At 66.8% G+C, this 22,077-nt stretch carries 21 protein-coding genes; 13 read left to right on the top strand and 8 right to left on the bottom strand.

The genetic code is table 11. The annotated features are described in order from the left end of the window. Positions 1-79: 79 nt before the first annotated feature. Positions 80-379, top strand: coding sequence for a YciI-like protein (locus FBX97_RS26315; protein ID WP_141838364.1), 300 nt, complete (start codon positions 80-82; stop codon positions 377-379). 50 nt (positions 380-429) lie between these two features. Here FBX97_RS26315 and FBX97_RS26310 read toward each other — a convergent pair whose 3' ends face one another. After that, positions 430-1,632 carry a hypothetical protein gene (locus FBX97_RS26310; protein WP_185748764.1) on the bottom strand — a complete coding sequence of 401 codons (1,203 nt, stop codon included), beginning with the start codon at positions 1,630-1,632 and terminating at the stop codon, positions 430-432. Between the two features lie 229 nt (positions 1,633-1,861). Between FBX97_RS26310 and FBX97_RS26305 the strand changes: the two genes are divergently transcribed. The 3 genes from FBX97_RS26305 to pcp are packed head-to-tail and all read left to right on the top strand — an operon-like array spanning position 1,862 to position 4,168. Further along, entirely contained in the window at positions 1,862-2,557 is a 696-nt protein-coding gene (locus tag FBX97_RS26305) for a DUF969 domain-containing protein (protein ID WP_141838361.1), read from the top strand. Continuing rightward, positions 2,554-3,501 (top strand): DUF979 domain-containing protein, encoded by a 948-nt coding sequence (locus FBX97_RS26300; protein WP_141838359.1) that lies wholly within the window; start codon positions 2,554-2,556, stop codon positions 3,499-3,501. Before FBX97_RS26305 ends, FBX97_RS26300 begins: the two co-directional genes overlap by 4 nt. A 19-nt stretch (positions 3,502-3,520) precedes the next feature. Then, on the top strand, positions 3,521-4,168 hold the full coding sequence (gene pcp / locus FBX97_RS26295) for a pyroglutamyl-peptidase I (RefSeq protein ID WP_141838357.1): 648 nt from the start codon (positions 3,521-3,523) through the stop codon (positions 4,166-4,168). 3 nt (positions 4,169-4,171) lie between these two features. Here pcp and FBX97_RS26290 read toward each other — a convergent pair whose 3' ends face one another. Genes FBX97_RS26290 through FBX97_RS26280 form a run of 3 tightly spaced genes read right to left on the bottom strand, consistent with a single transcriptional unit; the run spans position 4,172 to position 7,091 of the window. Then, positions 4,172-5,074: a LysR family transcriptional regulator gene (locus FBX97_RS26290; protein ID WP_141838355.1), complete on the bottom strand. Its 903-nt coding sequence runs from the start codon at positions 5,072-5,074 to the stop codon at positions 4,172-4,174. 8 nt (positions 5,075-5,082) lie between these two features. Then, positions 5,083-5,988, bottom strand: coding sequence for a pseudouridine-5'-phosphate glycosidase (locus FBX97_RS26285; RefSeq protein WP_141838353.1), 906 nt, complete (start codon positions 5,986-5,988; stop codon positions 5,083-5,085). Positions 5,989-5,990: 2 nt separating this feature from the next. Then, positions 5,991-7,091, bottom strand: a complete 1,101-nt coding sequence (locus tag FBX97_RS26280) for a carbohydrate kinase (protein ID WP_370457370.1) — start codon at positions 7,089-7,091, stop codon at positions 5,991-5,993. A gap of 357 nt (positions 7,092-7,448) precedes the next feature. Between FBX97_RS26280 and xapA the strand changes: the two genes are divergently transcribed. The 8 genes from xapA (at position 7,449) to FBX97_RS26240 (ending at position 17,280) form a co-directional block, all read left to right on the top strand. Continuing rightward, a complete protein-coding gene (gene xapA, locus FBX97_RS26275) occupies positions 7,449-8,294 on the top strand; it encodes a xanthosine phosphorylase (RefSeq protein WP_141838348.1) in 846 nt (281 codons plus the stop codon). 52 nt (positions 8,295-8,346) lie between these two features. Beyond that, positions 8,347-9,552: a phosphopentomutase gene (locus tag FBX97_RS26270; protein ID WP_141838346.1), complete on the top strand. Its 1,206-nt coding sequence runs from the start codon at positions 8,347-8,349 to the stop codon at positions 9,550-9,552. After that, positions 9,549-10,505 (top strand): deoxyribose-phosphate aldolase, encoded by a 957-nt coding sequence (deoC, locus tag FBX97_RS26265; protein ID WP_141838344.1) that lies wholly within the window; start codon positions 9,549-9,551, stop codon positions 10,503-10,505. Before FBX97_RS26270 ends, deoC begins: the two co-directional genes overlap by 4 nt. Positions 10,506-10,520: 15 nt before the next feature. Then, the gene (locus FBX97_RS26260; protein ID WP_370457369.1) at positions 10,521-12,926 is read left to right on the top strand and encodes an aldehyde dehydrogenase family protein; all 2,406 of its coding nucleotides are present in this window, start codon (positions 10,521-10,523) and stop codon (positions 12,924-12,926) included. A gap of 169 nt (positions 12,927-13,095) precedes the next feature. Continuing rightward, the gene (deoA, locus tag FBX97_RS26255) at positions 13,096-14,418 is read left to right on the top strand and encodes a thymidine phosphorylase (protein WP_141838342.1); all 1,323 of its coding nucleotides are present in this window, start codon (positions 13,096-13,098) and stop codon (positions 14,416-14,418) included. 125 nt (positions 14,419-14,543) lie between these two features. Continuing rightward, a complete protein-coding gene (locus FBX97_RS26250) occupies positions 14,544-14,948 on the top strand; it encodes a cytidine deaminase (protein ID WP_141838340.1) in 405 nt (134 codons plus the stop codon). A gap of 122 nt (positions 14,949-15,070) precedes the next feature. Next, entirely contained in the window at positions 15,071-16,492 is a 1,422-nt protein-coding gene (locus FBX97_RS26245) for a cytochrome P450 (RefSeq protein WP_141838338.1), read from the top strand. 50 nt (positions 16,493-16,542) lie between these two features. Beyond that, a complete protein-coding gene (locus tag FBX97_RS26240; RefSeq protein ID WP_141838336.1) occupies positions 16,543-17,280 on the top strand; it encodes a DUF2076 family protein in 738 nt (245 codons plus the stop codon). A 22-nt stretch (positions 17,281-17,302) separates the two neighbouring features. Here FBX97_RS26240 and FBX97_RS26235 read toward each other — a convergent pair whose 3' ends face one another. Genes FBX97_RS26235 through FBX97_RS26220 form a run of 4 tightly spaced genes read right to left on the bottom strand, consistent with a single transcriptional unit; the run spans position 17,303 to position 19,731 of the window. Further along, positions 17,303-17,728: a VOC family protein gene (locus FBX97_RS26235; RefSeq protein WP_141838333.1), complete on the bottom strand. Its 426-nt coding sequence runs from the start codon at positions 17,726-17,728 to the stop codon at positions 17,303-17,305. Between the two features lie 55 nt (positions 17,729-17,783). Next, entirely contained in the window at positions 17,784-18,584 is an 801-nt protein-coding gene (locus FBX97_RS26230; protein ID WP_141838331.1) for a LytTR family DNA-binding domain-containing protein, read from the bottom strand. After that, positions 18,581-19,474 (bottom strand): sensor histidine kinase, encoded by an 894-nt coding sequence (locus FBX97_RS26225; RefSeq protein WP_141838327.1) that lies wholly within the window; start codon positions 19,472-19,474, stop codon positions 18,581-18,583. The genes FBX97_RS26230 and FBX97_RS26225 overlap by 4 nt, the downstream gene beginning before the upstream one ends. 14 nt (positions 19,475-19,488) lie before the next feature. After that, positions 19,489-19,731, bottom strand: coding sequence for a hypothetical protein (locus tag FBX97_RS26220; protein WP_141838325.1), 243 nt, complete (start codon positions 19,729-19,731; stop codon positions 19,489-19,491). Positions 19,732-20,010: 279 nt separating this feature from the next. Between FBX97_RS26220 and FBX97_RS26215 the strand changes: the two genes are divergently transcribed. Then, complete coding sequence (locus FBX97_RS26215) at positions 20,011-22,050, top strand: S9 family peptidase (protein WP_141838323.1); 2,040 nt, start codon at positions 20,011-20,013, stop codon at positions 22,048-22,050. The last annotated feature ends 27 nt before the right edge of the window (positions 22,051-22,077 follow it).

Below are 22,077 nucleotides of genomic sequence, written 5' to 3'. Positions count from 1 at the left end.
ACGCTTCTCGGAGCAGTGCGCCGGATTCGGCTACCATGAGCGCTCGCTCGAGGTCGAGTATTCTGAGGAGAGTTAACACATGCATTACCTGCTGATCTATGAACTGGCGCCCGACTACCTGGCGCGCCGCGGCGAATTCCGCGACGAACACCTGCAGCTGGCCTGGGATGCCCAGGAGCGCGGCGAGATCGTGATCGCCGGCGCCCTGGCCGATCCGGCCGACCAGGCGATCCTGCTGTTCAGCGGCGACTCGCCAGAAGCGGCCGAACGCTTCGCCAAAGCCGATCCCTATGTGGCCCAGGGCCTGGTGACGAGCTGGCGCGTGCGCCAGTGGAACACGGTGATCGGTAGCGACGCCGCCAACCCGGTTCGTCCCTGACACACCCCGTTGTTCCCGCCTGCGCGGGAACGACGTACGCGCCGTGCCGCTTATTTTGCCGCCAGCAGCTTCAGTACCACATTGTGGGTGGTGACGGCCATCGAGCCGTCCGGCGCCAGCGTCACGCCGATCGGCCGGTCGAGGCCGCCGGGCAGGGCGCCCAATACGATGCCGTTGCGCCCGGCCACGCCGGCGATGGTGCTGGTCACGTTGTCGAGGTTGATGCGGCGGATGGTCGCGTTGCCGGTGTCGGCCACATAGAGATCGTTGCCCTCGACGTCGATGCCGGAAGGCGAGCACAGGCGCGAGACGCCGGGGCTGCCGTCGTTGGCGGCGCACTGGCCAGGCAAGCCGGCCAGCGTCGACACCCTGCCTTCGGGCGAGATCATGCGCACCGTCGAATTGCCGGTGTCCGCCACGTACACATTGCCCCAGTAATCCACGGCCACGTCCTGCGGATCGCAGAAGCGCGCCCCGCCACTACCGGTCGAACTGCGGCCATCGCCGTCGGCACTGCCGCACACGCCCGGCGCCCCGGCCACCGTGCTGACCCGGCCGTCGCGGTCGATGCGGCGCACCGTGTGGTTGCCGCTGTCGGCCACCCACAGGTTGCCCCAGCGGTCGAGCGCGACGCCCTTCGGATTGCAGAAGGTGGCCTGGACGCCGCTGCCGTCGCTGCTGCCGCAACTTCCGTTGCCGGCCAGTGTGACGACGGCGCCAGCCGGCGTGATGCTGCGGATGGCCGAGTTGCCGGTGTCGGTGACGTACAGGTTGCCGTTGGCGTCGGTTTCCAGCCGGCTCGGGGCGTTGAAGCGCGCCGCGCCGCCGCTGCCGTCGGCATAGCCCGGCGCGCCGGCGCTCCCCGCCAGCGTGGTGACCGCGCCCTGCGGCGTGATCTTGCGGATGGTGGCGCTGGCCGGCTCGGCCACGTACAGGTTGCCGGCGCCGTCGGCGGCAATGCCCTGCGGACCGTCGAAGCGCGCCTGCGAACCGGTGCCGTCGCGCGAGACGCTGCACACGCCGCAAATGTCGCCGGCGATCGGGAACAGCCCGGTCGCGCCCTGCGGCCGGTCCGGCCAGCTGGGCCAGTCGGGGTGATCCGGCCAGTAATCGGGGCCGGAATGCCAGCCGAAGCCGAAGCCGATGCCGACGCCGACGTCGCCGTTGCAGCCGGCGAGCGCGAGTGTCAGCAGCAGCGGCAGGGTGCACAGGCGCCGGGCCCAGGTGGGTGTGCGTGAGGTGATCGGTTTCATGGCAAAGCCTCGCGTGGGAATCCGTTCGCAGCTTAGCGAGCGCACCCATTCGGCGTCATGCGCACACGCAAAACGCACCGGCAGCGCTTGTGCATGTCGGCGATCACGGCGCAGCAAAGCGACGCCGGCGCCGGCTGAGCGGAGTGCGCGCAACGAGGGCCTTCCCACGTCTAATGCTGAGGTAATATCTCCACAACAATTGTTCAACTTGAAACATGACAGGAACCCCATGCACAACGCCATCAACCTGTGGCCGCTGCTCGGCATCGCCGTCGTCGTCGCCGGCTTCCTGCTGCGCGCCCATCCGGTACTGGTGACGATGGCCGCCTGCGCCGTCACCGGGCTGGCGGCTTCCTTCCCGGTGACCCATATCCTGGAATCGCTCGGCACCGCCTTCCTGAAAACCCGCAACCTGCCGCTGATCCTGCTGTTGCCGGTGGCCGCGATCGGGCTGCTCGAGCGCGCCGGCCTGAAGGAACATGCGCAGGCCAGCATCGCGCGCATCCAGTCGGCCACCACGGGGCGCCTGCTGACCGTGTACCTGTTCGTGCGCGAACTGGCGGCCGCCTTCGGCCTGACCAGCGTCGGCGGCCATCCGAACATGGTGCGCCCGCTGATCGCGCCGATGGCCGAAGCGGCGGCGGAGGCGCGCGTGGGCAGCCTGCCCGACGCGCTGCGCCAGCGCATCCGGGCGATGAGCGCGGCCACCGACAACGTCGGCTTGTTCTTCGGCGAAGACGTGTTCGTGGCCTTCGGCGCGATCGTGCTGATGCAGACGATCTTGCGCGCTGAGGGGCTGGAAGTCGATCCGCTGCACATGGCGCTGTGGGGTATCCCGACCGCGCTCAGCGCGTTTGTCATCCATGCCTGGAACCTGCGCCGGCTCGACCGCCGCATCTTCCGTGAAGCGGGGATGCGCACGTGATCGCGCTCGACTTTTTCTGTGTGCTGGTCGGGCTGCTGTTCGCCGCCACCGCGGTGATGAACCTGCGCGACCGCAGCAATCCGCGGCGCTTCACGACGGCCGCGTTCTGGGGCCTGTACGCGCTGGTCTACCTGGCCGGCGAGCGCCTGCCGCCGCTGGTGGCGGGCGTGCTGATGGTGGCGATGGCGCTGCTGGCCGGATGTAACCTGGTCAGGCCGGGCAAGCCGCGGGCCGTGCCGGAGGAAGCGCGCCGCGCCAGTGCCGCGCGGCTGGGGCACCGGCTCCTGGTGCCGGCGCTGGCGATCCCGGTGGTGACCATGATCGGTTCGACGCTGCTGAAGGACGTGCGCATCGGTGCCGAGCCGCTGCTGGACCCGAAAAACCTGACCCTGGTCAGCATGGGCTGCGGCGCCATCGCCGCGCTGGCGCTGGCCTGCGGCATCACCCGCGCGACGCCGCTGCAGGGCGTGCGCGAGGCGCGGCGCCTGATCGATGCCATGGGCTGGGCAGTGGTGCTGCCGCACATGCTGGCCGTGCTCGGCCTGCTGTTCGCCGAAGCCGGCGTCGGCAAGGCGGTGGCCGCGGTCACGACCAGCGCCATTCCGATGGACTCGCGCCTGGTCGCGTGCGCCGCATTCTGCGGCGCCATGGCACTGTTCACGGTCGTCATGGGCAACGGCTTTGCCGCCTTTCCCGTGATCGCGGGCGGCATCGGGATTCCGGTGCTGGTCGGGGTGTATCATGCGAATCCGGCCGTGATGGCGGCGATCGGCATGTTCAGTGCCTATTGCGGCACCCTGATGACGCCGATGGCGGCCAACTTCAACGTGGTGCCGGTGGCGCTGCTCGACCTGCCGGACAAGAATGCCGTGATCAAGGCCCAGCTGCCGACCGCGTTGCCGCTGCTGGGCGTGAATATCCTGCTGTTGTATTTCCTGATGTGATGTATCAATGAGGCCAAGAATGACCAAGACCGTACTGCTCACCGGATTCGAACCTTTCAACGGGGCCGACGTCAACCCTTCCTGGGAAGCGGCGCGCGCGCTCGACGGCTGGAGCGGCCCCGGCTTCCAGGTCGCGGCACGCGAACTGCCCTGCGTGTTCGGCCGCGCCAACCTGGCCCTGTTCGACGCCATCGACGCGCTGCAGCCGGACATCGTGATCGCGGTCGGCCAGGCCGGCGGCCGCCACGAGATCTCGGTCGAGCGGGTCGCGCTCAACGTCGACGATGCGACCATTCCCGACAACGCCGGCCAGCAGCCGGTCGACGCCACCATCGCCGACGGCGGCCCGGCCGCGTATTTCAGCACGCTGCCGATCAAGGCCATCGTGCGCGCGTTGCGCCTGCGCGGCTTCCCGGCCGGGGTCTCGCAGACCGCCGGCACTTTTGTGTGCAACCACGTGTTCTACGGCCTGATGCAGCATGCGCAGGGCAGGGGACTGAAAGCCGGCTTCATCCACGTGCCCTTCCTGCCGCAGCAGGTAGCCGACCGCGCCGATGTGGCGCCGTCGATGGCGCTGAACGACATCATCGACGGCCTGCGGATCGCGGTCGAGGTGGCGGTAGGCGTGGAAACCGACGTGGCGGAGGCCGGCGGCGCCACGCATTGATGCTTATTCGCCGGGCGGGTGCAGGATCTTCAGGAACGCCCGCACCACCGGCGCATCGTCCTGCGACGGGTAGGTGATGTACAGGTTGGCCGACGGCGCATTCTCCCGGATCGGCAGGAAGCGCACTCCCGGCCAGCCGATGCGGCTGGTGGTCTCCGGCATCAGCGCCACGCCCAGTCCGGCGCCGACCATGGCCAGCAGGGTCTGCGGCTCGGCCGCTTCCTGGAAGATGGTCGGCTGGAAGCCGGCGTTCACGCAGCACTGGATCAGGTAGCGCGGCTCGGCCGACTGGTCCAGGTGCAGGCTGAGCATCGGTTCGGTGGCGATGTCGATCAGCTCGATGCTGGTGCGCTGCGCCAGCGGATGGCGCGCATTGATCGCCACGCACACGTTCTCGCGGAAGGCCAGGTCCTGGCGCAGGTTGGCGTGCTTCAGCACGTCCTCGTCGAGCCGCGGCTCGCGCCAGAAGCCGACGTCGATCTGGCGCGCGCGCAGCGCTTCCCACTGGTCGTTCGGCCCCAGCTCGTGGATGGTCCAGGTCACGCGCGGGAACTGGCTCTGGAACTGTTCGAGCAGGCCCGGGATCGGGCCCCACATCGCCGAGCCGACGATGCCGACGCGCAGGCGTCCGACCTCGCCGCGGTCGATCTGGCGGATGGTGTCGATCGTCATGCGCATGCGGCCGAGCAGGTCGGCCGCTTCCTGCATCAGCGCCTTGCCGGCCACCGTCAGCTCGAAGGTGCGGGTGGTGCGCGCGAACAGGCGCACCCCCAGCTCGCTTTCGAGCTTCATGATCTGCTGCGACAGCGGCGGCTGCGAGATATGCAGGCGCTCGGCGGCGCGGCTGAAGCTCTTTTCTTCGGCCACTGCCAGGAAGTATTTCAGCTGCTTCAGGTCGATCGACATGATATTTTTTAGTTGAGCGCGACGGCCAGCCGGGCGCCGACCAGCGCGTTGTGCTTGACCAGCGCGATGTTGGTCGCCAGGCTGCGCCCGCCCGTGAGTTCCTTGATGCGCGCCAGCAGGAAAGGCGTGACCGCCTTGCCTTTGACGCCCTGCGCATCGGCGTCGCCGAGGGCCTGGGCGATGATGCCGTCGATCTCGCCGTTCTGCATCGCCATCTCTGCCGGCACCGGATTGCTGACCACCACGCCGCCATCCAGGCCGAGCTGCCACTTGGTGCGGATGAAGCGGGCCTGCTCGTCGGCCGAGTCGATCTGGAAGTCGGCCTGGTAACCGCTGTCGCGCGTGAAAAAGGCCGGGAAGCCGGGCTGGCCGACGCTCAGCACCGGCACGCCGTGGGTTTCCAGGTATTCCAGCGTCAGGCCGATGTCGAGGATCGACTTGACGCCGGCGCAGACCACGGCGACGCTCGTGCGCGCCAGTTCCTGCAGGTCGGCGGAGATGTCGAAGCTGGTCTCGGCGCCGCGGTGCACGCCGCCGATGCCGCCGGTGACGAAGACCTCGATGCCGGCCAGCTGCGCGCAGATCATGGTCGCGGCCACGGTGGTCGCGCCCAGCTTCTTTTGCGCCAGCACGTAGGCCAGGTCGCGCCGGCTCACTTTCAGCGCATCGCCGGCGTTACCGAGCACCTCGAGCTGCTCATCGGACAGGCCGATGCAGATCTTGCCGTCGATGATGGCGATGGTGGCGGGGACGGCCCCGGCGTCGCGGATCACCTGCTCGACTTCGCGCGCGGTCTGCACGTTCTGCGGGTAGGGCATGCCGTGCGAGATGATGGTCGACTCGAGGGCGACGATGGGCTTGCCGGCGGCGCGGGCGGCCTGCACTTCGGGGGAAAACTGGAGAAAGGCTTGCATGGTCAGGTTTGTTCCAAAAAATTCGTGTTCATCGTATCGGCATCGGCCAGGCTGTCCGGTCCGAGTCCCGAGTGGACGGTGTCGAGCGTGCCGACGGTCAGCTTCGACAGGTGCAGGCCGCGGCGGCAGGCCAGCATCAGGTCGTCGCTGCCGTCCTGTACCAGCGACCAGCACACCGCTGCCGCAAAGGCGTCGCCGGCGCCGGTGACGTCGACCACCTCGGCTTGCGGCGCCTCCAGGCGGGCGATGGCGCCGTCCGCCTGGGTGAGCAGCACCCCGGCCGCGCCACGCGTCACTACCACGTCGCGCGCGCCCTGCGCCTGTACTTCGCGCATCGCCGCTTCCATGGCCGCTTCGTCCTCCAGAGGCCGTCCGACCCGCGCCGCCAGTTCGCCGGCATTCAGGATCAGCAGGCGCACGCCGGCCAGCGCAGGCGGCAGGCGCGCCATCTTCGGCTCCGACACCGCCACCAGCACCAGCGCCACCGCGCTGCGGCGCGCCTGGGCCAGCAGGGCCTCGACCGTGTCCAGTGGCAGGTTGAGGTCGGCCACCACCAGCGCGCTTGCAGCCAGCTGCGCTTCGCGCGCCGCCACGAAGGCCGGCGTCATGCGGTCGTACAGGGCCATGTCGGCCAGCGCCACCACCATGTCGCCGTTCGCATCCAGCACCGCGGTATAGGTGCCGCTGGCGGCATCGTCGAGGCGCAGCGCGCCGTGGGTTGCGATGCCGGCCGACTCGGCGTGGGCCAGCAGGGCGGCGCCCGAGCTATCGCTGCCTACGGCCGTTAACAAAGCAACCGGCGTGCCCAGGCGCGCCAGGTTTTCGGCGATGTTGCGCGCCACGCCGCCGAAGGATTCGGCCTGGCTGGCCGGATTCGAAGTATGCAGCGAGAGCGGTGCCAGCGAGCGCAGTTTGCGGTCGAGGTTGGCTGCGCCCATGCAGACCACCGGGCGGTGATCCGGCAATACGTAGGCGCGTCCGAGCAGCTTGCGCTCACGGATCAGGCCGGCGATATAGCCGGCCACCGCCGAGCGCGACAGGCCGAGTTCGGTCGCCAGCTCCTGCTGCGAAATGAAAGGATTCGCGCGGATCAGCTGCAGCAATTGTTGTTTTTTTGGTTGTTCTGTCACGGCGTCAGGGAGGCAGTTTTTGGCTCAAACATTTGTTTATAATGTTAAACATATGTTTAGTGAGCGTCAACGCAGCAATTTTTTGCCTGAAGATTATTGGACACGCGTCCTATCCATATATAAATGCAGTCTACCCCTGATTTATACATTCGTCATATAAATCGGCCAGAAAAATGGTATTTGCCATACCAATCCACGATAATGCATAGTTAGAACATTTTGGTGCGCCAGCTTCCCGGAAAGCGTGCGAGCCGCTGCTCCGCTTTACTCTTCCGCCGGCTGTCACCAACCGACTTTCCCTCCATATTGAACCATTCGACAAGGAACACCATGTCCAGCAATACTCCATTCGAAGCCCTCGAGGTCATCCGTGCACGCAAGCCGGGTTTCACGCCGCGCGCTGCCCTGATCCTCGGTTCGGGCCTCGGCGTGCTCGCCGAGCAGATGACGGACGCCGTCTCGATCGGCTATGCCGAGCTGCCGGGCTTCCCGATCAGCACCGTGCATGGCCATGCGGGCGAACTGGTGCTGGGTACCTTGGCCGGCGTGCCGGTGGTGTGCATGAAGGGGCGCGGCCACTTCTATGAAGGCTACGGCGCCGGCGTAATGACCTCAGCCGTCCGCACTTTCAAGCTGCTGGGCTGCGAACTGCTGCTGGTGACCAATGCTGCCGGCTCGCTGCGTCCTGAAGTCGATGCCGGCAGCGTCGTCGTCCTGAACGACCACATCAACCTGCTGCCGGGCAGCCCGATGGCCGGCCCGAACGACGAACGCTTCGGCCCGCGCTTCTTCAGCATGGCCAATGCCTACGACGCCGACCTGCGCGCGATGCTGAACGCCGTGGCTGCAGAAAAAGGCATCACCGTGGCCGAAGGCGTCTACCTGGCGACCCCGGGTCCGCACTTCGAGACCCCGGCCGAAATCCGCGCCTTCAAGACCATGGGTGCCGACGTGGTCGGCATGTCGGTGGTGCCGGAAGTGATCGCGGCACGCCACTGCGGCCTGAAGGTGGCGGGCGTGTCGGCCATCACCAACCTGGCCGAGGGCTTGTCGCCGTTCCCGCTGTCGCATGAGCAGACCTTGAAGTATGCGGCGATTGCGGCCAAGGACCTGGTGACGCTGATTCATGGGTTCGTCGAGCGTCTCGGTACCACGCCTGCAACCACCACCGCTTAATTTTGAGTCGTCGCCCCTGCCTTCGCTGGGGCGACACTGGAGATCACTCTATATGTCACGCGCATTCATCCTCCTGCTTGACTCCTTCGGCCTCGGCGCACTGCCCGACGCCGACAAATACGGCGACGCAGGTGCCAACACCCTCGGCCACATCGCCAAGTGGGCAGCCGACAGCGGCCGCCCGATGGTTCTGCCCAACCTGGAAACCATCGGCCTCGGCGCCGCCGCCCACAAGGCCAGCGGAGAATGGCCGGCCGGCTTCCAGAAACGCGAAGGCTTTACCGGCGCCTGGGGCGTCGCGCGCGAGCAGTCGACCGGCAAGGACACGCAGAGCGGCCACTGGGAAATCGCCGGCGTGCCGGTGCTGTTCGACTGGGGCTACTTCCCGAAGACCGTGCCCTCGTTCCCCCAAGAACTGACGGATAAACTGCAGGAGATCACCGGCGTCGCCGGCTGGCTCGGCAACTGCCACGCATCGGGCACCACCATCATCAACGAGCTGGGCGACGAACACGTCAAGACCGGCAAGGTCATCATCTACACCTCGGCCGACTCGGTGATGCAGATCGCCGCCCACGAAGAGCACTTCGGCCTGGAGCGGCTGTACCAGGTGTGCGAGGCGGCCTACGAGCTGGTCAAGCCCTACAACATCGGCCGCGTGATCGCCCGCCCGTTCACCGGCGAAAACGGCAACTACAAGCGCACCAGCAACCGCCACGACTATGCCGTGCCGCCGGTCGCGCCGACCCTGCTGGACCATGTGAAAGATGCCGGCGGCGACGTCATCGCCCTCGGCAAGATCAGCGACATCTTCGCAGGCCAGGGCGTGACCCAATTGATCAAGGGCGCCGACAACATGGCCCTGTTCGACCGCCTGCTGGAAGTGGCGGCTGATGGTCCCAATGCGGCGCCCGACAAATCGCTGACCTTCGTGAACTTCGTCGACTTCGACATGCACTTCGGCCACCGCCGCGACGTCGCCGGCTACTCGAACGCGCTGCACGAACTGGACGCGCGCCTGCCGGAATTCGTCGCCAGGCTCAAGGAAGGCGACCTGGTCGTGATCACCGCCGACCACGGCTGCGACCCGACCTGGGCCGGCTCCGACCATACCCGCGAACACATCCCGGTGCTGTTCTTCGGTCCGGCCGCACAAGCCAAGGAATTGCCGGTCGCCGACACCTTCTCCGACATCGGCGCCACGCTGGCCAAGCACCTTGGCGTCAAACCCCTCGCTAACGGAACCGCACTGCTATGACCCAGAACCTGGATTTCAAACGCAACACGGCCATGGGTCTCGACCTGGGCTGGATCAACCACCTGACGGTCAACCGTGCCGCCGCCGACCGCCGCGCCGCCAGCCTGGCGAACCGCCGCACGGTCAAGAAGGAATACCAGGCGGCCTGGCTGGTGCGCGCCATCGAGTGCATCGACCTGACCACGCTGTCGGGCGACGATACCCCGGGCCGCGTGGAGCGCCTGTGCCGCAAGGCGATGCGTCCGCTGCGTTCCGACCTGATGCAGGCGCTGGGCCTGGACAATCTCACCACCGGCGCCGTCTGCGTGTACCACGAGATGATCAAGCCGGCCGGCGAGATCCTGCAGGGCCGCCTGCCGATCGCCGCGGTGTCGACCGCCTTCCCGGCAGGTCTCTCGAGCCTCGAGACCAAGCTGCGCGAGATCCAGCTGTCGGTGGCCGCGGGCGCGACCGAGATCGACATCGTGATCACGCGCCAGCACGTCCTGACCGGTAACTGGCAGGCGCTGTACGACGAGATGGTGGCTTACCGCCAGGCGTGCGGCGACGCCCACGTGAAAGCGATTCTCGCCACCGGCGAACTGGTCACGCTGGACAACGTGGCCAAGGCCTCGTGGGTGTGCATGATGGCCGGCGCCGATTTCATCAAGACCTCGACCGGCAAGGAAGGCGTGAACGCGACCATTCCGGTGTCGCTGACGATGGTGCGCGCCATCCGCGACTACTACGAGCGTACCGGTTTCCAGGTCGGCTACAAGCCGGCCGGCGGCGTGAGCACGGCCAAGGCCGCGCTGCAGTACCTGACCGTGATGAAGGAAGAACTGGGCAACGAATGGCTGCAGCCGCACCTGTTCCGCATCGGCGCCTCCAGCCTGCTGACCGACATCGAGCGCCAGCTGGAGCACTACGTCACCGGCTCCTATTCGGCCGTTCACCGCCACGCGCAACCTTAAGCACACGGACACGTCATGCCAACAATTAAAGAGATTCTGCAAACTATGGATTACGGTCCTGCTCCAGAGAGCACCAAGGAAGCGCAAGCGTGGCTGGACCAGCATGGCCGCCGTTTCGGCCTGTTCATCGACAACAAGTGGACCGAACCTGCCGAGACCTTCGGCACCTTCAACCCGGCCGACGGCAGCGAGCTGGCGCAGGTGACGCAGGCGACCAATGAAGACGTCGAGCGCGCCGTGGAAGCGGCGCGCAGCGCCCATCCGGCCTGGGTTGCCATGGGCGGCCATGGCCGCGCCACCGTGCTGTACACGCTGGCCCGCCTGCTGCAAAAGCATGCGCGCCTGTTCGCGGTGCTCGAGACCCTGGACAACGGCAAGACCATCCGCGAAACGCGCGACGCCGACATCCCGCTGGCCGCGCGCCACTTCTACCACCATGCCGGCTGGGCCCAGCTGCAGGCGGAAGAATTCGCCGATTACCGCGCCGTCGGCGTGGTCGGCCAGATCGTGCCGTGGAACTTCCCGCTCCTGATGCTGGCCTGGAAAGTGGCTCCGGCCCTGGCCGCCGGCAACACCATCGTGTTCAAGCCGGCCGAGTACACCTCGCTCACCACGCTGCTGTTCGCCGAGATGTGCCAGATGGCCGGCGTGCCGCCGGGCGTGTTCAACGTCGTCACCGGCGACGGCCGCGTGGGCGAAGCCATCGTCAAGCACCCGACCATCAGCAAGATCGCCTTCACCGGCTCGACCGAAGTCGGCCGTTTGATCCGCAAGGCGACTGCCGGCAGCGGCAAGAAGCTGTCGCTGGAACTGGGCGGCAAATCGCCGTTCATCGTGTTCGACAACGCCGACCTGGACGCGGCCGTCGAAGGCCTGGTCGATTCGATCTGGTTCAACCAGGGCCAGGTCTGCTGCGCCGGCTCGCGCCTGCTGGTGCAGGAATCGGTTTACCCGCGCTTCATCGCCAAGGTGAAGGCGCGCATGCAGACCCTGCGCGTCGGCTCGCCGCTGGACAAGTCCACCGACATCGGCGCCCTGGTCGATCCGGTGCAGCAGCAGCGCATTCACGGCCTGGTGGAATCGGCGCGCGCCGAGGGCTGCGAAGTCTGGCAGCCGGCCCATGCAACCCCGGCCGCCGGCTCGTGGTACCTGCCGACCCTGATCACCGGCGCCTCGACCACTGCCACTGTGGCCCAGACCGAGATCTTCGGGCCGGTGCTGGTGGCCTCGAGCTTCCGCACCCCGGGCGAAGCGGTCCAGCTGGCCAACAACACCGTGTACGGCCTGGCCGCCTGCGTCTGGACCGAGTCGATCAGCCTGGCGCTGGACGTGGCGCCGCAGATCAAGGCCGGCGTGGTCTGGATCAACAGCGCCAACCAGTTCGACGCGGCCTGCGGCTTCGGCGGCTACAAGGAATCGGGCTTCGGCCGCGAAGGCGGCAAGGAAGGCATGTACGAGTACCTGACGCTGCGCGCCGAAGATGCACGTCCGGCAGCACCGCTGCTGGCCGACAAGGGCCGCGCCGACAAGGCCAAGTCCAAACCGGTCGAAGCCGGCAATGGCAGCGCCAACCCGTTCCAGATCGACCGCACCGCCAAGCTCTACATCGGCGGCAAGCAGGCACGCCCGGACAGCGGCTACAGCCGCGCGGTCAATGGCGCCAACGGCAGCTTCCTGGCCGACGTGGGCGAGGGCAGCCGCAAGGACATCCGCAATGCCGTCGAGGCAGCGCACAAGGCGTCCGGCTGGGCCAAGGCCACCGCGCACAACCGCGCCCAGGTGCTGTACTACATTGCCGAGAACCTGGCCGCGCGCGCCGACGAATTCGTCGCCCGCATCGCCGCGCAGACCGGCAGCAAGAACGCCGAGCGCGAAGTGCAGGCCTCGATCGAGCGCCTGTTCTACTGGGCTGCTTGGGCCGACAAGTACGACGGCCTGGCGCACCAGCCGCCGATGCACGGCATCGCCGTCGCCCTGAACGAACCGGTCGGCGTGATCGGCATCGTCTGCCCGAACGAGAACCCGCTGCTGGGCTTCATCTCGCTGGTGGCACCGGCGCTGGCGCTGGGCAACCGCGTGGTGGCGGTGCCTTCCGAGGCGTATCCGCTGTCGGCGCTGGACCTGTACCAGGTGCTGGACACCTCCGACCTGCCGGGCGGCGCGCTGAACATCGTCACCGGATCGAGCGACGAACTGGCGCGCACGCTGGCGACGCACTTCGACGTCGATGCCGTGTGGCGCCACGACGGTTCGGAAGAGGGCTGCGCCGAAGTCGAGCGCCTGTCGTCGGAATCGCTGAAGCGCACCTGGGTCGGCGGCGCCAAGGGCCGCGACTGGTTCGATGCCAAGCAGGCTTGCGGACGTGCGGTGTTGCAGCATGCGAGCCAGGTGAAGAATATCTGGATCCCATACGGCGTCTAAAGGTATGACTGGGTGGGCACTGTCGATACGTCGACAGCACCCGCACCCTCAAAACCGTCATTCCCGCGGAGGCGGGAATCCAATTTTGTTTGCGTTACGCTAGCAGAACTTGGATTCCCGCCTCCGCGGGAATGACGTTTTAAGCGATAACACTGAAGCGAGCAAGATCATGTTTTTACCCCAAGAAATCGTCCGCAAAAAGCGCGACGGCGGCACGCTCACCAAGGAAGAAATCCAGTTCTTCGTGCGCGGCATCCCCAACGGTGACGTCACCGAAGGCCAGATCGCGGCCCTCGCCATGGCCGTCTACTTCAACGACATGAACATGGACGAACGCGTCGCCTTCACGCTGGCGATGCGCGATTCCGGCCAGGTCATGGAGTGGAAGTCGCTGAACCTGCCGGGGCCGGTCGTCGACAAGCACTCGACCGGCGGCGTCGGCGACGTGGTCTCGCTGATGCTGGGTCCGATGATCGCAGCCTGCGGCGGCTTCGTGCCGATGATCTCGGGCCGCGGCTTGGGCCACACCGGCGGCACGCTGGACAAATTCGATTCGATCCCGGGTTACTCGACCGTCCCCGACCCCGAGCTGTTCAAGAAAGTGGTGAAGGAAGTCGGCGTTGCCATCATCGGCCAGACCGCCCAGCTGGCGCCGGCCGACAAGCGCTTCTACAGCATCCGCGACACCACGGCGACCGTGGAATCGGTGGCGATGATCACCGGCTCGATCCTGTCGAAGAAGCTGGCGGCGGGCCTCGACGCGCTGGTCATGGACGTCAAGGCCGGCAGCGGCGCCTTCATGCCGACCTACGAGAAATCGGTGGAGCTGGCCGAGTCGATCGTCCAGGTCGGCAACGGTGCCGGCACGCGCACCTCGGCGATCCTGACCGGCATGAACGAGTCGCTGTGCCCGGCGGCCGGCAACGCGGTCGAAGTACGCGTCGCGATCGACTACCTGACCGGCAAGTCGCGTCCGGCACGCCTGCACGAAGTGACGATGGCGCTGTGCGCCGAGATGCTGGTGATCTCGGGCCTGGCCGCCGGCACCGGGGAAGCGCTGGCCAAGCTGCAGCGCGCGCTGGACGCCGGCGAAGCCGCCGAGCGCTTCGCGCGCATGGTGAGCGCACTGGGCGGCCCGGCCGACCTGATGGAGAATCCGGACGCCTACCTGGCCAGGGCGCCGATCGTGGTGCCGGTGCCGGCGCTCGAAACGGGTTATGCCGCGTCGACCGATTGCCGCAGCCTGGGCCTGGCCGTGGTCGGCCTGGGCGGCGGCCGCGTGCGTCCGCAGGATCCGATCGACTATGCGGTCGGCCTGACCGGGCTGGTGGAGCTGGGCGACAAGATCGAAGCCGGCCAGCCGCTGGCGCTGGTGCATGCGCGCACGCAGGATGCGGCCGAGCGCGCGGTGCGCGAGGTGCAGGCGGCGTATCGCATTGCGCTCGACAAGCCGGCGGCGCAGCCGATGATCTATAAAACGATCCGTCCGTAGCAACCCTCACGCTCGAATAACCACTGCGTCGCCCCTGCGAAGGCAGCGGTCCAAGTTTTGGGTGCTGTCGAAACGCATGCAAAATTGGACCCCTGCCTTCGCAGGGGCGACGTTTAGGATAACTCATGAACTACCAAAAACTGATCGAAGAAGCCCGCGCCGCCCGCGACCTTGCCTACACCCCATACTCCAACTTCAAGGTCGGCGCCGCCCTCGCATGCCGGGACGGCCGCATCTTCCGCGGCTGTAACGTCGAAAACGCTTCCTACGGCCTGTGCAACTGCGCCGAGCGCACCGCCTTCTTCTCGGCCATCGCCCACGGCTACCAGCCGGGCGACTTCACGGCGCTGGCCGTGATCGGCGACACCGAAGGCCCGATCGCCCCGTGCGGCGCCTGCCGCCAGGTGGTGCTGGAACTGGGCGGCAACGACCTGCCGGTCGTGCTGACCAACCTGAAGGGCGACCTGATGGAAACCACCGCCGCCGCCCAGCTGCCGAACGCCTTCGGCGGCCGTGATCTGCAAAAGTGATTCGGCAGAAGTCGATCGCAAAAGTAAACTAGTCGAGCGTAGAGGCTGCCCGCGTGGCAGCCGCGTATTTACCCGTTGTATTTATTGCTAGACTAGCGGCATCCCACTCGCTGGAGATGCCCATGCAAGACCACGTCGATGCGCTGGCCAGGCCCTGCCGCCGCCTGGCAGACCTGCCGGGACCGCGTCCGCTGCCGCTGCTGGGCAACCTGCACCAGCTGCACCGCGCGCGCCTGCACCAGGACATGGAACACTGGGCGCGCGCATACGGCCCGCTGTTCCGGGTGGCGCTGGGCCGCACACCGATGCTGGTGGTGGCCGACCACACGCTGATCGCCCAGGTGCTGCGCGAGCGGCCCGCCACCTTCCGCCGTCCCAGCGCCACCGCCCGGGTGGCCGAGGAGCTGGGCGGCATCGACGGGCTGTTCGAAGCCGAAGGCAGCGACTGGCGCAACCAGCGCCGCATGGTCATGCAAGCCTTTGCGCCGCACGCCGTCAAAGCCTATTTTCCATCGCTGGTGCAGGTGGCGCGGCGCCTGCAGCGGCGCTGGGCAGCGGCGGCACGGGCCGGACGCGCCCTCGACCTCGGCGCCGAGCTGCGCCTGTACACCATCGACATCATCGCCGGCCTCGCCTTCGGCACCGACGTCAACACCATCGAAACCGGCGACAACGCCATCCAGCGCAATCTCGACGCCATCCTGCCGGCGGTGGCGCGGCGCACCCTGGCGCCGTTTCCCTACTGGCGCTACCTGAAACTGCCGCGCGACTACCGGCTGGAGCGCAGCGTGGCGATGGTGCGCAGCGCGGCGGCGGAACTGGTCGAACGCGCCCGCGAGCGCATGCGCGCCGACCCGTCGCGGGCCGAACAGCCGCGCAACATGCTGGAAGCGATGCTGGCCGCCGCCGCGCAGGCCGGCAGCGGCGTCAGCGCACGCGAGGTCGCGGGCAACGTCCTGACCACGCTGCTGGCCGGCGAGGACACCACTTCCAACAGCCTGGCCTGGCTGATCTGGCTGCTGCACACCCACCCGCAGGTGCAGGCGCGGGCGCGCGCGGAAGTGCAGGCCGTGGCCCCGGACCTGGACGCCCTGACGATCGAGCAGATGGACAGCCTCGATTTCATCGAGGCCTGCGCCAGCGAAGCGCTGCGCCTGAAGCCGCCCGCCGCCTTCCTGCCGTTCGAGGCGCTGGCCGATACCACGGTCGGCGACGTGCAGATCGGGCAGGGCACGCTGGTCTGGTGCGTGATGCGCAGCAGCAGCGTCGACGAAGCCCGGGTCGCCAACGCGGCCCAATTCGACCCGCAGCGCTGGCTCGACGAGCGCATCGACAAGAAGGTGTCGATGCCCTTCGGCGGTGGGCCGCGCACCTGTCCCGGCCGGTATCTGGCGATGCTGGAAATCAAGGTGGCGATGACGATGTTGCTCGACAGCTTCGAAATCGTGTCGGTGGCGACCGTGCACGGCGGCGAGCCGGCCGAAAAGCAGGGTTTTTTGATGGAACCTGAACTGTTGCGCATGCGGCTGGCCTTGAAATCCTGATCATGCCCTCAACATAACTCTTATCCGGATATTAATGAGGAGGCCATGCCATGAGCCCGCAAGAATCACAGATGTTGCACGATTTCCTGTCCCAGCTGATCCAGGCGCGGGGCATCCAGAAAGATCCCGAAGCCGACGCCATCATCCAGCGCGCGGTCGCCCAGCAGCCCGACGCCGCTTACCTGCTGGTGCAGCGCGCACTGCTGGTGGAAACCGCGCTGAAGAATGCCAAGACCCAGATCGCCGAGCTGGAAAGCCAGGTAAACCGTCAGCGTTCTGGCCAGCAAGATCGCGACGGCCGCTTCCTGGACGCCAACGAGTGGGGCAACAGCGGCGGTTCCCGTCCGGCCTCCTATCCGAACGGGGGGCAGCAGTACCAGCGTGACCCATACCAGCCGCAATACCAGCCCCAGTATCAGCCGCAATACCAGCAACCGCCGCAGGGCGGTTTCCTGCGTGGCGGCTTCGGCGGCACGCTCGGCTCGATCGCGGCCACCGCGGCCGGCGTCGCAGCCGGCGGCTTCCTGTTCCAGGGCCTGGAAAACATGTTCGGCCACCATGAGAGCGGTGGCGGGGCGAATCACCTGCTGAACAGCGACGATACCAGTAACAACCTGTTCAGCGACCAGTCGGGCAGCGGCCTGGCCGACCAGGCCGGCCTGGGCGACGTCGACCAGTCGCTCGGCGGCGGTGACGGCGGCGGGCAGAGTCTGTTCGACAGCGGCGCCGACGAAGGCAGCGGCGGCTTCTTTGATGGCGACGGCTCGGACGAGGGTCTTTTCGGCTAACGAACGAAGCCCGTAAAAGCGCTTATTTGAAGAGCGCGTCCGTATCCCAGGGGTTGTAGGTCCCGATATTCCAGACATGCCCCTCGGGATCGCGGCACAGGAAGCCGCGCGTGCCGAACTCGGTATCGGCCGGCTCCTGCAGGATGGTGGCGCCGGCATTGCGCGCGCGCTCGCACACGCGGTCGGCATCGTCGACCTGGAGGTAGACGGTCTGGGTCTCGCGGCCGCCGATCTCGTCGGGCTGGGCCAGCAGGCGGCCGTATTCGCCTTCGTCGTTGACCGACCCCAGCATGATCATGCCTTCGCCCAGCGTCAATTGCGCATGGGCGACGGCATCGCCGGTGCCGGGGATGGCGAGCTGGCATTCGAAACCGAAGACCTCGCACAGCCAATTAATGGCGGCGGGCGTGTCGCGGTAGCGCAGGCAGGGTACGACGATGGATGGCATGGCGGCTCCTGTCGATGTGGATGGATGGCCTCATGCTACCAGCACCCGGCGCGCTTCACATCTGTTGGAACAGGTAGCTGTGGTTGCGGCTCACTTCAAGTTGCTCGCCGTCGAAATTCTTCAGCCGCAGCATCTGGCGCCCGCGCACGTCGCGCGACACTTCGGCGATGGCATCGACCCGCACCAGGGTCGAGCGGTGGATACGCCAGAATTCGTCCGGGTCGAGCTCGTCCAATAACTCCTTCAGCGTCTTCCGGATCAGGAATTCCGAGGTGGCGGTCTGCACCCGCGTGTACTTGTCGTCGGCCTGGAAGAACAGCACTTCGCGCGTGCTCACCATGCGCAGGCTGGCGCCGACCTGGGCCTGGATCCAGCGCAGGTAGCCGCTCTTCGGCTTGGCTTGCCCCTTGTTTTCCAGCAGCGCCGTCAGCCGGGCCAGTTGCTGGCCGATCTCCGGAGCTTGTGGTTCCCGACTGGCACCGCGGCGCGTCTCCAGCCGCGTGCGCAGGCGCGCGCAGGTGGTCGCCAGGCGGTCCGCCGACACCGGCTTGAGCAGGTAGTCGAGCGCCCCTTGCTGGAAGGCGTCCAGCGCGTACTGGTCGTAGGCGGTGGCGAACACGATGTGCGAGTGGGTGTAGAGCTGGCGCGCCGCCTCGATGCCGGACAGGCCGGGCATGCGGATGTCGAGGAAGGCGATGTCGGGCTTGTGCTGGCTGCCGAGCTCCACGGCCTGCACGCCGTTGGCGGCTTCGGCCACGATCTGCAGTTCCGGCCAGACGGCGTGCAGGCGTGCGCGCAGCAGGTCGCGCATCGGCGCTTCGTCGTCGGCGATCAGGGCGGTGACCGGATTGCTCATGCATCCTCCATCATCATCTTGTAGGGCAGGCGGATCGTGGCGCAGGCGCCGCCGCCGGGCGGGGTGGCGATCGCCAGTTCGGCCTGCGCGCCATACAGCAGCTGCAGCCGTTCGCGGATATTCGCCAGGCCGACGCCGTCGTCCGCATGCGGATCGATGCCGACGCCATCGTCGCACACCTCGACCTGCAGCGTCGACCCCACCACCTGGGCGCGCACGGTGACGGTGCCGCCTTCGATCTTCGGTTCCAGGCCGTGCTTGATACTGTTTTCGATCAGGGTCTGCAGCATCATCGGCGGGAAGGGCGCGCTGTGCAGGAACAGCGGCACCTCGAACTTGATGCCGAGGCGTTCCTTCATGCGCGCCTGCATGATGGCGAGGTAGGCGCGCGACAGCTCGACCTGCTTGCCGAGGGTGCCGCCGTCGCGCGCGCGCATCTGCGGCAGGGTCGAGCGCAGGTAGTCGATCAGGTGGGCATGCACGCGCGCCGCTTCCCTGGCGTCGGTCTCGATCAGCTGGCCGATCAGCGCCAGCGTGTTGAACAGGAAGTGCGGCTCGACCTGGGCCTGCAGCGCCGCCATTTGCGCTTCCATCAGGCGCCGCTCGAGCGTGGCGACGTTGGCCTGCAGGGTCGCATCGCGCGCCACCAGCTCGGCTTTTCGCTTGCCGCCCGCCAGCACTTTCACGGCGAAGGAAATGAAGATGTACCAGACCGCCGGCTGCGGCGTGTTCAGTACGCCGAAGCACATCAGCACCACGAACCAGGTCAGGAACAGGCGCCGCCATTCGACCACCGCCACCCAGTCGAAGAAGCGCCACCACCACTTGCTGGCTTCATTGATGGCTTGGCGCAGAAAGTCGAGGACGTGGTTGATCTGGCTGGCTCGCATGGCAGTCTTGGCTATCAGAGTTCGTAGTGCTCGCGGCGGCCGCGGCGGGTATGGACGACGAAGGCGACGACCACCAGTTTGATGGCCATGAAGGCGGCGAACAGGAACAATGCCAGCGGCAGGATGCTGACCAGCAGCGTCAGGATGATCGCCAGGGCGATGCAGTACACCAGCAGGGTCGGCCAGGGCATGACGGCGATGTCGTGGGCGGCGCCTTTCAGGGTGGCGCCGAGTCTGCGGAAGGGAGCTTTGTTCATGTGATCCTCCTGTGTCGATGGGATCACTGTAAATCCTTGGCGCCGAACGGACTAGTCTCTTCCGACGGACTGCGCCAAATGCAGGATGAGTGGTTGTGCAGCTGGATAAGCAGTCATATCAGAGTGAGCTTTGGCGGTATGTCCAGTGTGCATCCGTGAAGCGCAGGCGCGGCATGAGTGCACCCACGCGTCGTGACTGTTGAATAATCATCAATGCATATGTTTACGTCGATCAACGATGTCGCTAGTATTCATGATCATCCCTGCCGCGAGGTCAACATGCTCCGTTCCATCCTGGTCGCATCGTTCGCAGTCAGTTTCCTCCCAGCCGCCTTCGCCCAGGCGCCCGCCAAACCTGCAGCCGAGACCCCGCTGATTGAGCGCGCCAAGCTGTTCGGCAACCCGACCCGCACCGCCGGCCGCATCAGCCCCGACGGCAAGTGGCTGTCCTGGATCGCGCCGCGCGACGGCGTGCTGAACGTCTGGGTCGCGCCCTTCGACAAGCCCGATGAGGCGCGCCCGCTGACGGCCGAAAAGACGCGGCCGATCCGCACCGCGTTCTGGTCGCCGGATTCGAAGTCGCTGCTGTTCATCAACGACAAGGGCGGCGACGAGAACTTCCTGCTGTATGGCGTCGACGTCGCAAGTGGCAAACAGACGCTGTACACGCCGTTCGAAAAGACGCGCGTGGAACTGGTCAACGTCAGCCGCCAGGTGAAGGACCGCATCCTCATCGGCATCAACAACCGCGACGCGCGCTGGCATGACCTGTACAGCCTGAACGTGCGAAGCGGCGAGCTGACCCTGGTCTACAAGAACGACGGCTACGCCAGCTTCGTCGCCGACGAGCAGCTGAACCTGCGCCTGCTGGCCAAGTCGCGCAGCGACGGCGGCACCGATTACTTCCGGGTGGCCAAGGGCAAGGCCGAGGCCACGCCTTTCGTGCAGGTCGGCCTCGACGATGCACTGACCACCATGCCGCTCGGTTTTACGGTCGACGGCAAGACCCTGTACTGGGCCGACGCGCGCGGGCGCGACACCGCGGCGCTGATGGCGCAGGACGTCGCCGAAGGCGTTGCCAAGGTGGTGGCCCAGGATGCGCGTGCCGACATCGGCTCGGCCCTGTTCGACGTGCGCACCGGGCGCCTGCAGGCCTATGAACTCGACTACCTCAAGAGCGAATACATCCCGGTCGGCGATGCGCTGGCAGGCGACCTGAAGACGCTGAAGGACAAGCTGAAAGCCGAGTTTTCGGTGATGGCGCGCAGCGATGCCGACGACAAGTGGATCGTGGCGGCTGACCCGGTCACGGCGCCGGCCTCGACCTGGCTGTACGAGCGCAAGGGCAAGCGCCTGACCAAGCTGTTCACCATGCGTCCGGAACTCGAAGGCGCGCCGCTGGTGGCGATGCATCCGCAGGAAATCAAGTCGCGCGACGGCCTGACGCTGGTGTCCTACCTGTCGCTGCCGAAGGGTGTCGATGCCAGCGCCGATGGCGGCGGCAGCGCCAGGGCAGCGCGTCCCGTGCCGATGGTGCTGCTGGTGCACGGCGGACCGTGGGGCCGTGACGGCTACGGCTACAACAGCTACCACCAGTGGCTGGCCAACCGCGGCTATGCGGTGCTGTCGGTGAACTTCCGCGGCTCGACCGGCTTCGGCAAGGGTTTCATTTCGAAGGGCGACCTGGAATGGGGCCGCAAGATGCACGACGACCTGCTCGATGCGGTCGACTGGGCGGTGAAAAACGGCATCACCACGCGCGACAAGGTCGCGATCATGGGCGGTTCCTACGGCGGCTATGCGACGCTGGCCGGCATGACCTTCACCCCGACCACCTTCGCCTGCGGCGTCGACATCGTCGGCCCGTCCAACCTGTTCACGCTGCTGGAAACCATCCCGCCGTACTGGGAATCCTTCAAGCAGCAGTTCTACAAGCGCATGGGCGACCCGACCACCGAGGCCGGCCGCGCGATGCTGAAGGCGCGCTCGCCGCTGAACTTCGCCGACAGGATCGCGCGGCCGCTGCTGATCGGCCAGGGCGCCAACGACCCGCGCGTGAACGTGCGCGAGTCCGACCAGATCGTGGCGGCGATGAATGCGAAGAAGATTCCGGTGACCTATGTCGTGTTCCCGGACGAGGGACATGGCTTTGCACGGCCGGTCAACAGCATCGCCTTCAATGCGGTCGCCGAGAACTTCCTGGCGCCTTGCCTGGGCGGGCGTGCGGAAGCGATCGGCACGGCCTTGCAGGCGTCGACCGCCCAGGTCAAGCAGGGGGCGGAGTTTGTGCCGGGGTTGCAGCAGGCGGGGCTGAAGTAATCAGCGCTCACGAGGAGCACTATCAAA

Origin of the sequence: Herbaspirillum sp. SJZ107 (assembly GCF_006715485.1) — a bacterium.
In the GTDB taxonomy this organism is placed as follows: Bacteria; Pseudomonadota; Gammaproteobacteria; order Burkholderiales; family Burkholderiaceae_D; genus Telluria.
Note: the sequence above shows the minus strand (reverse complement) of the source record. Positions and strands in the feature narration are given on the sequence as shown.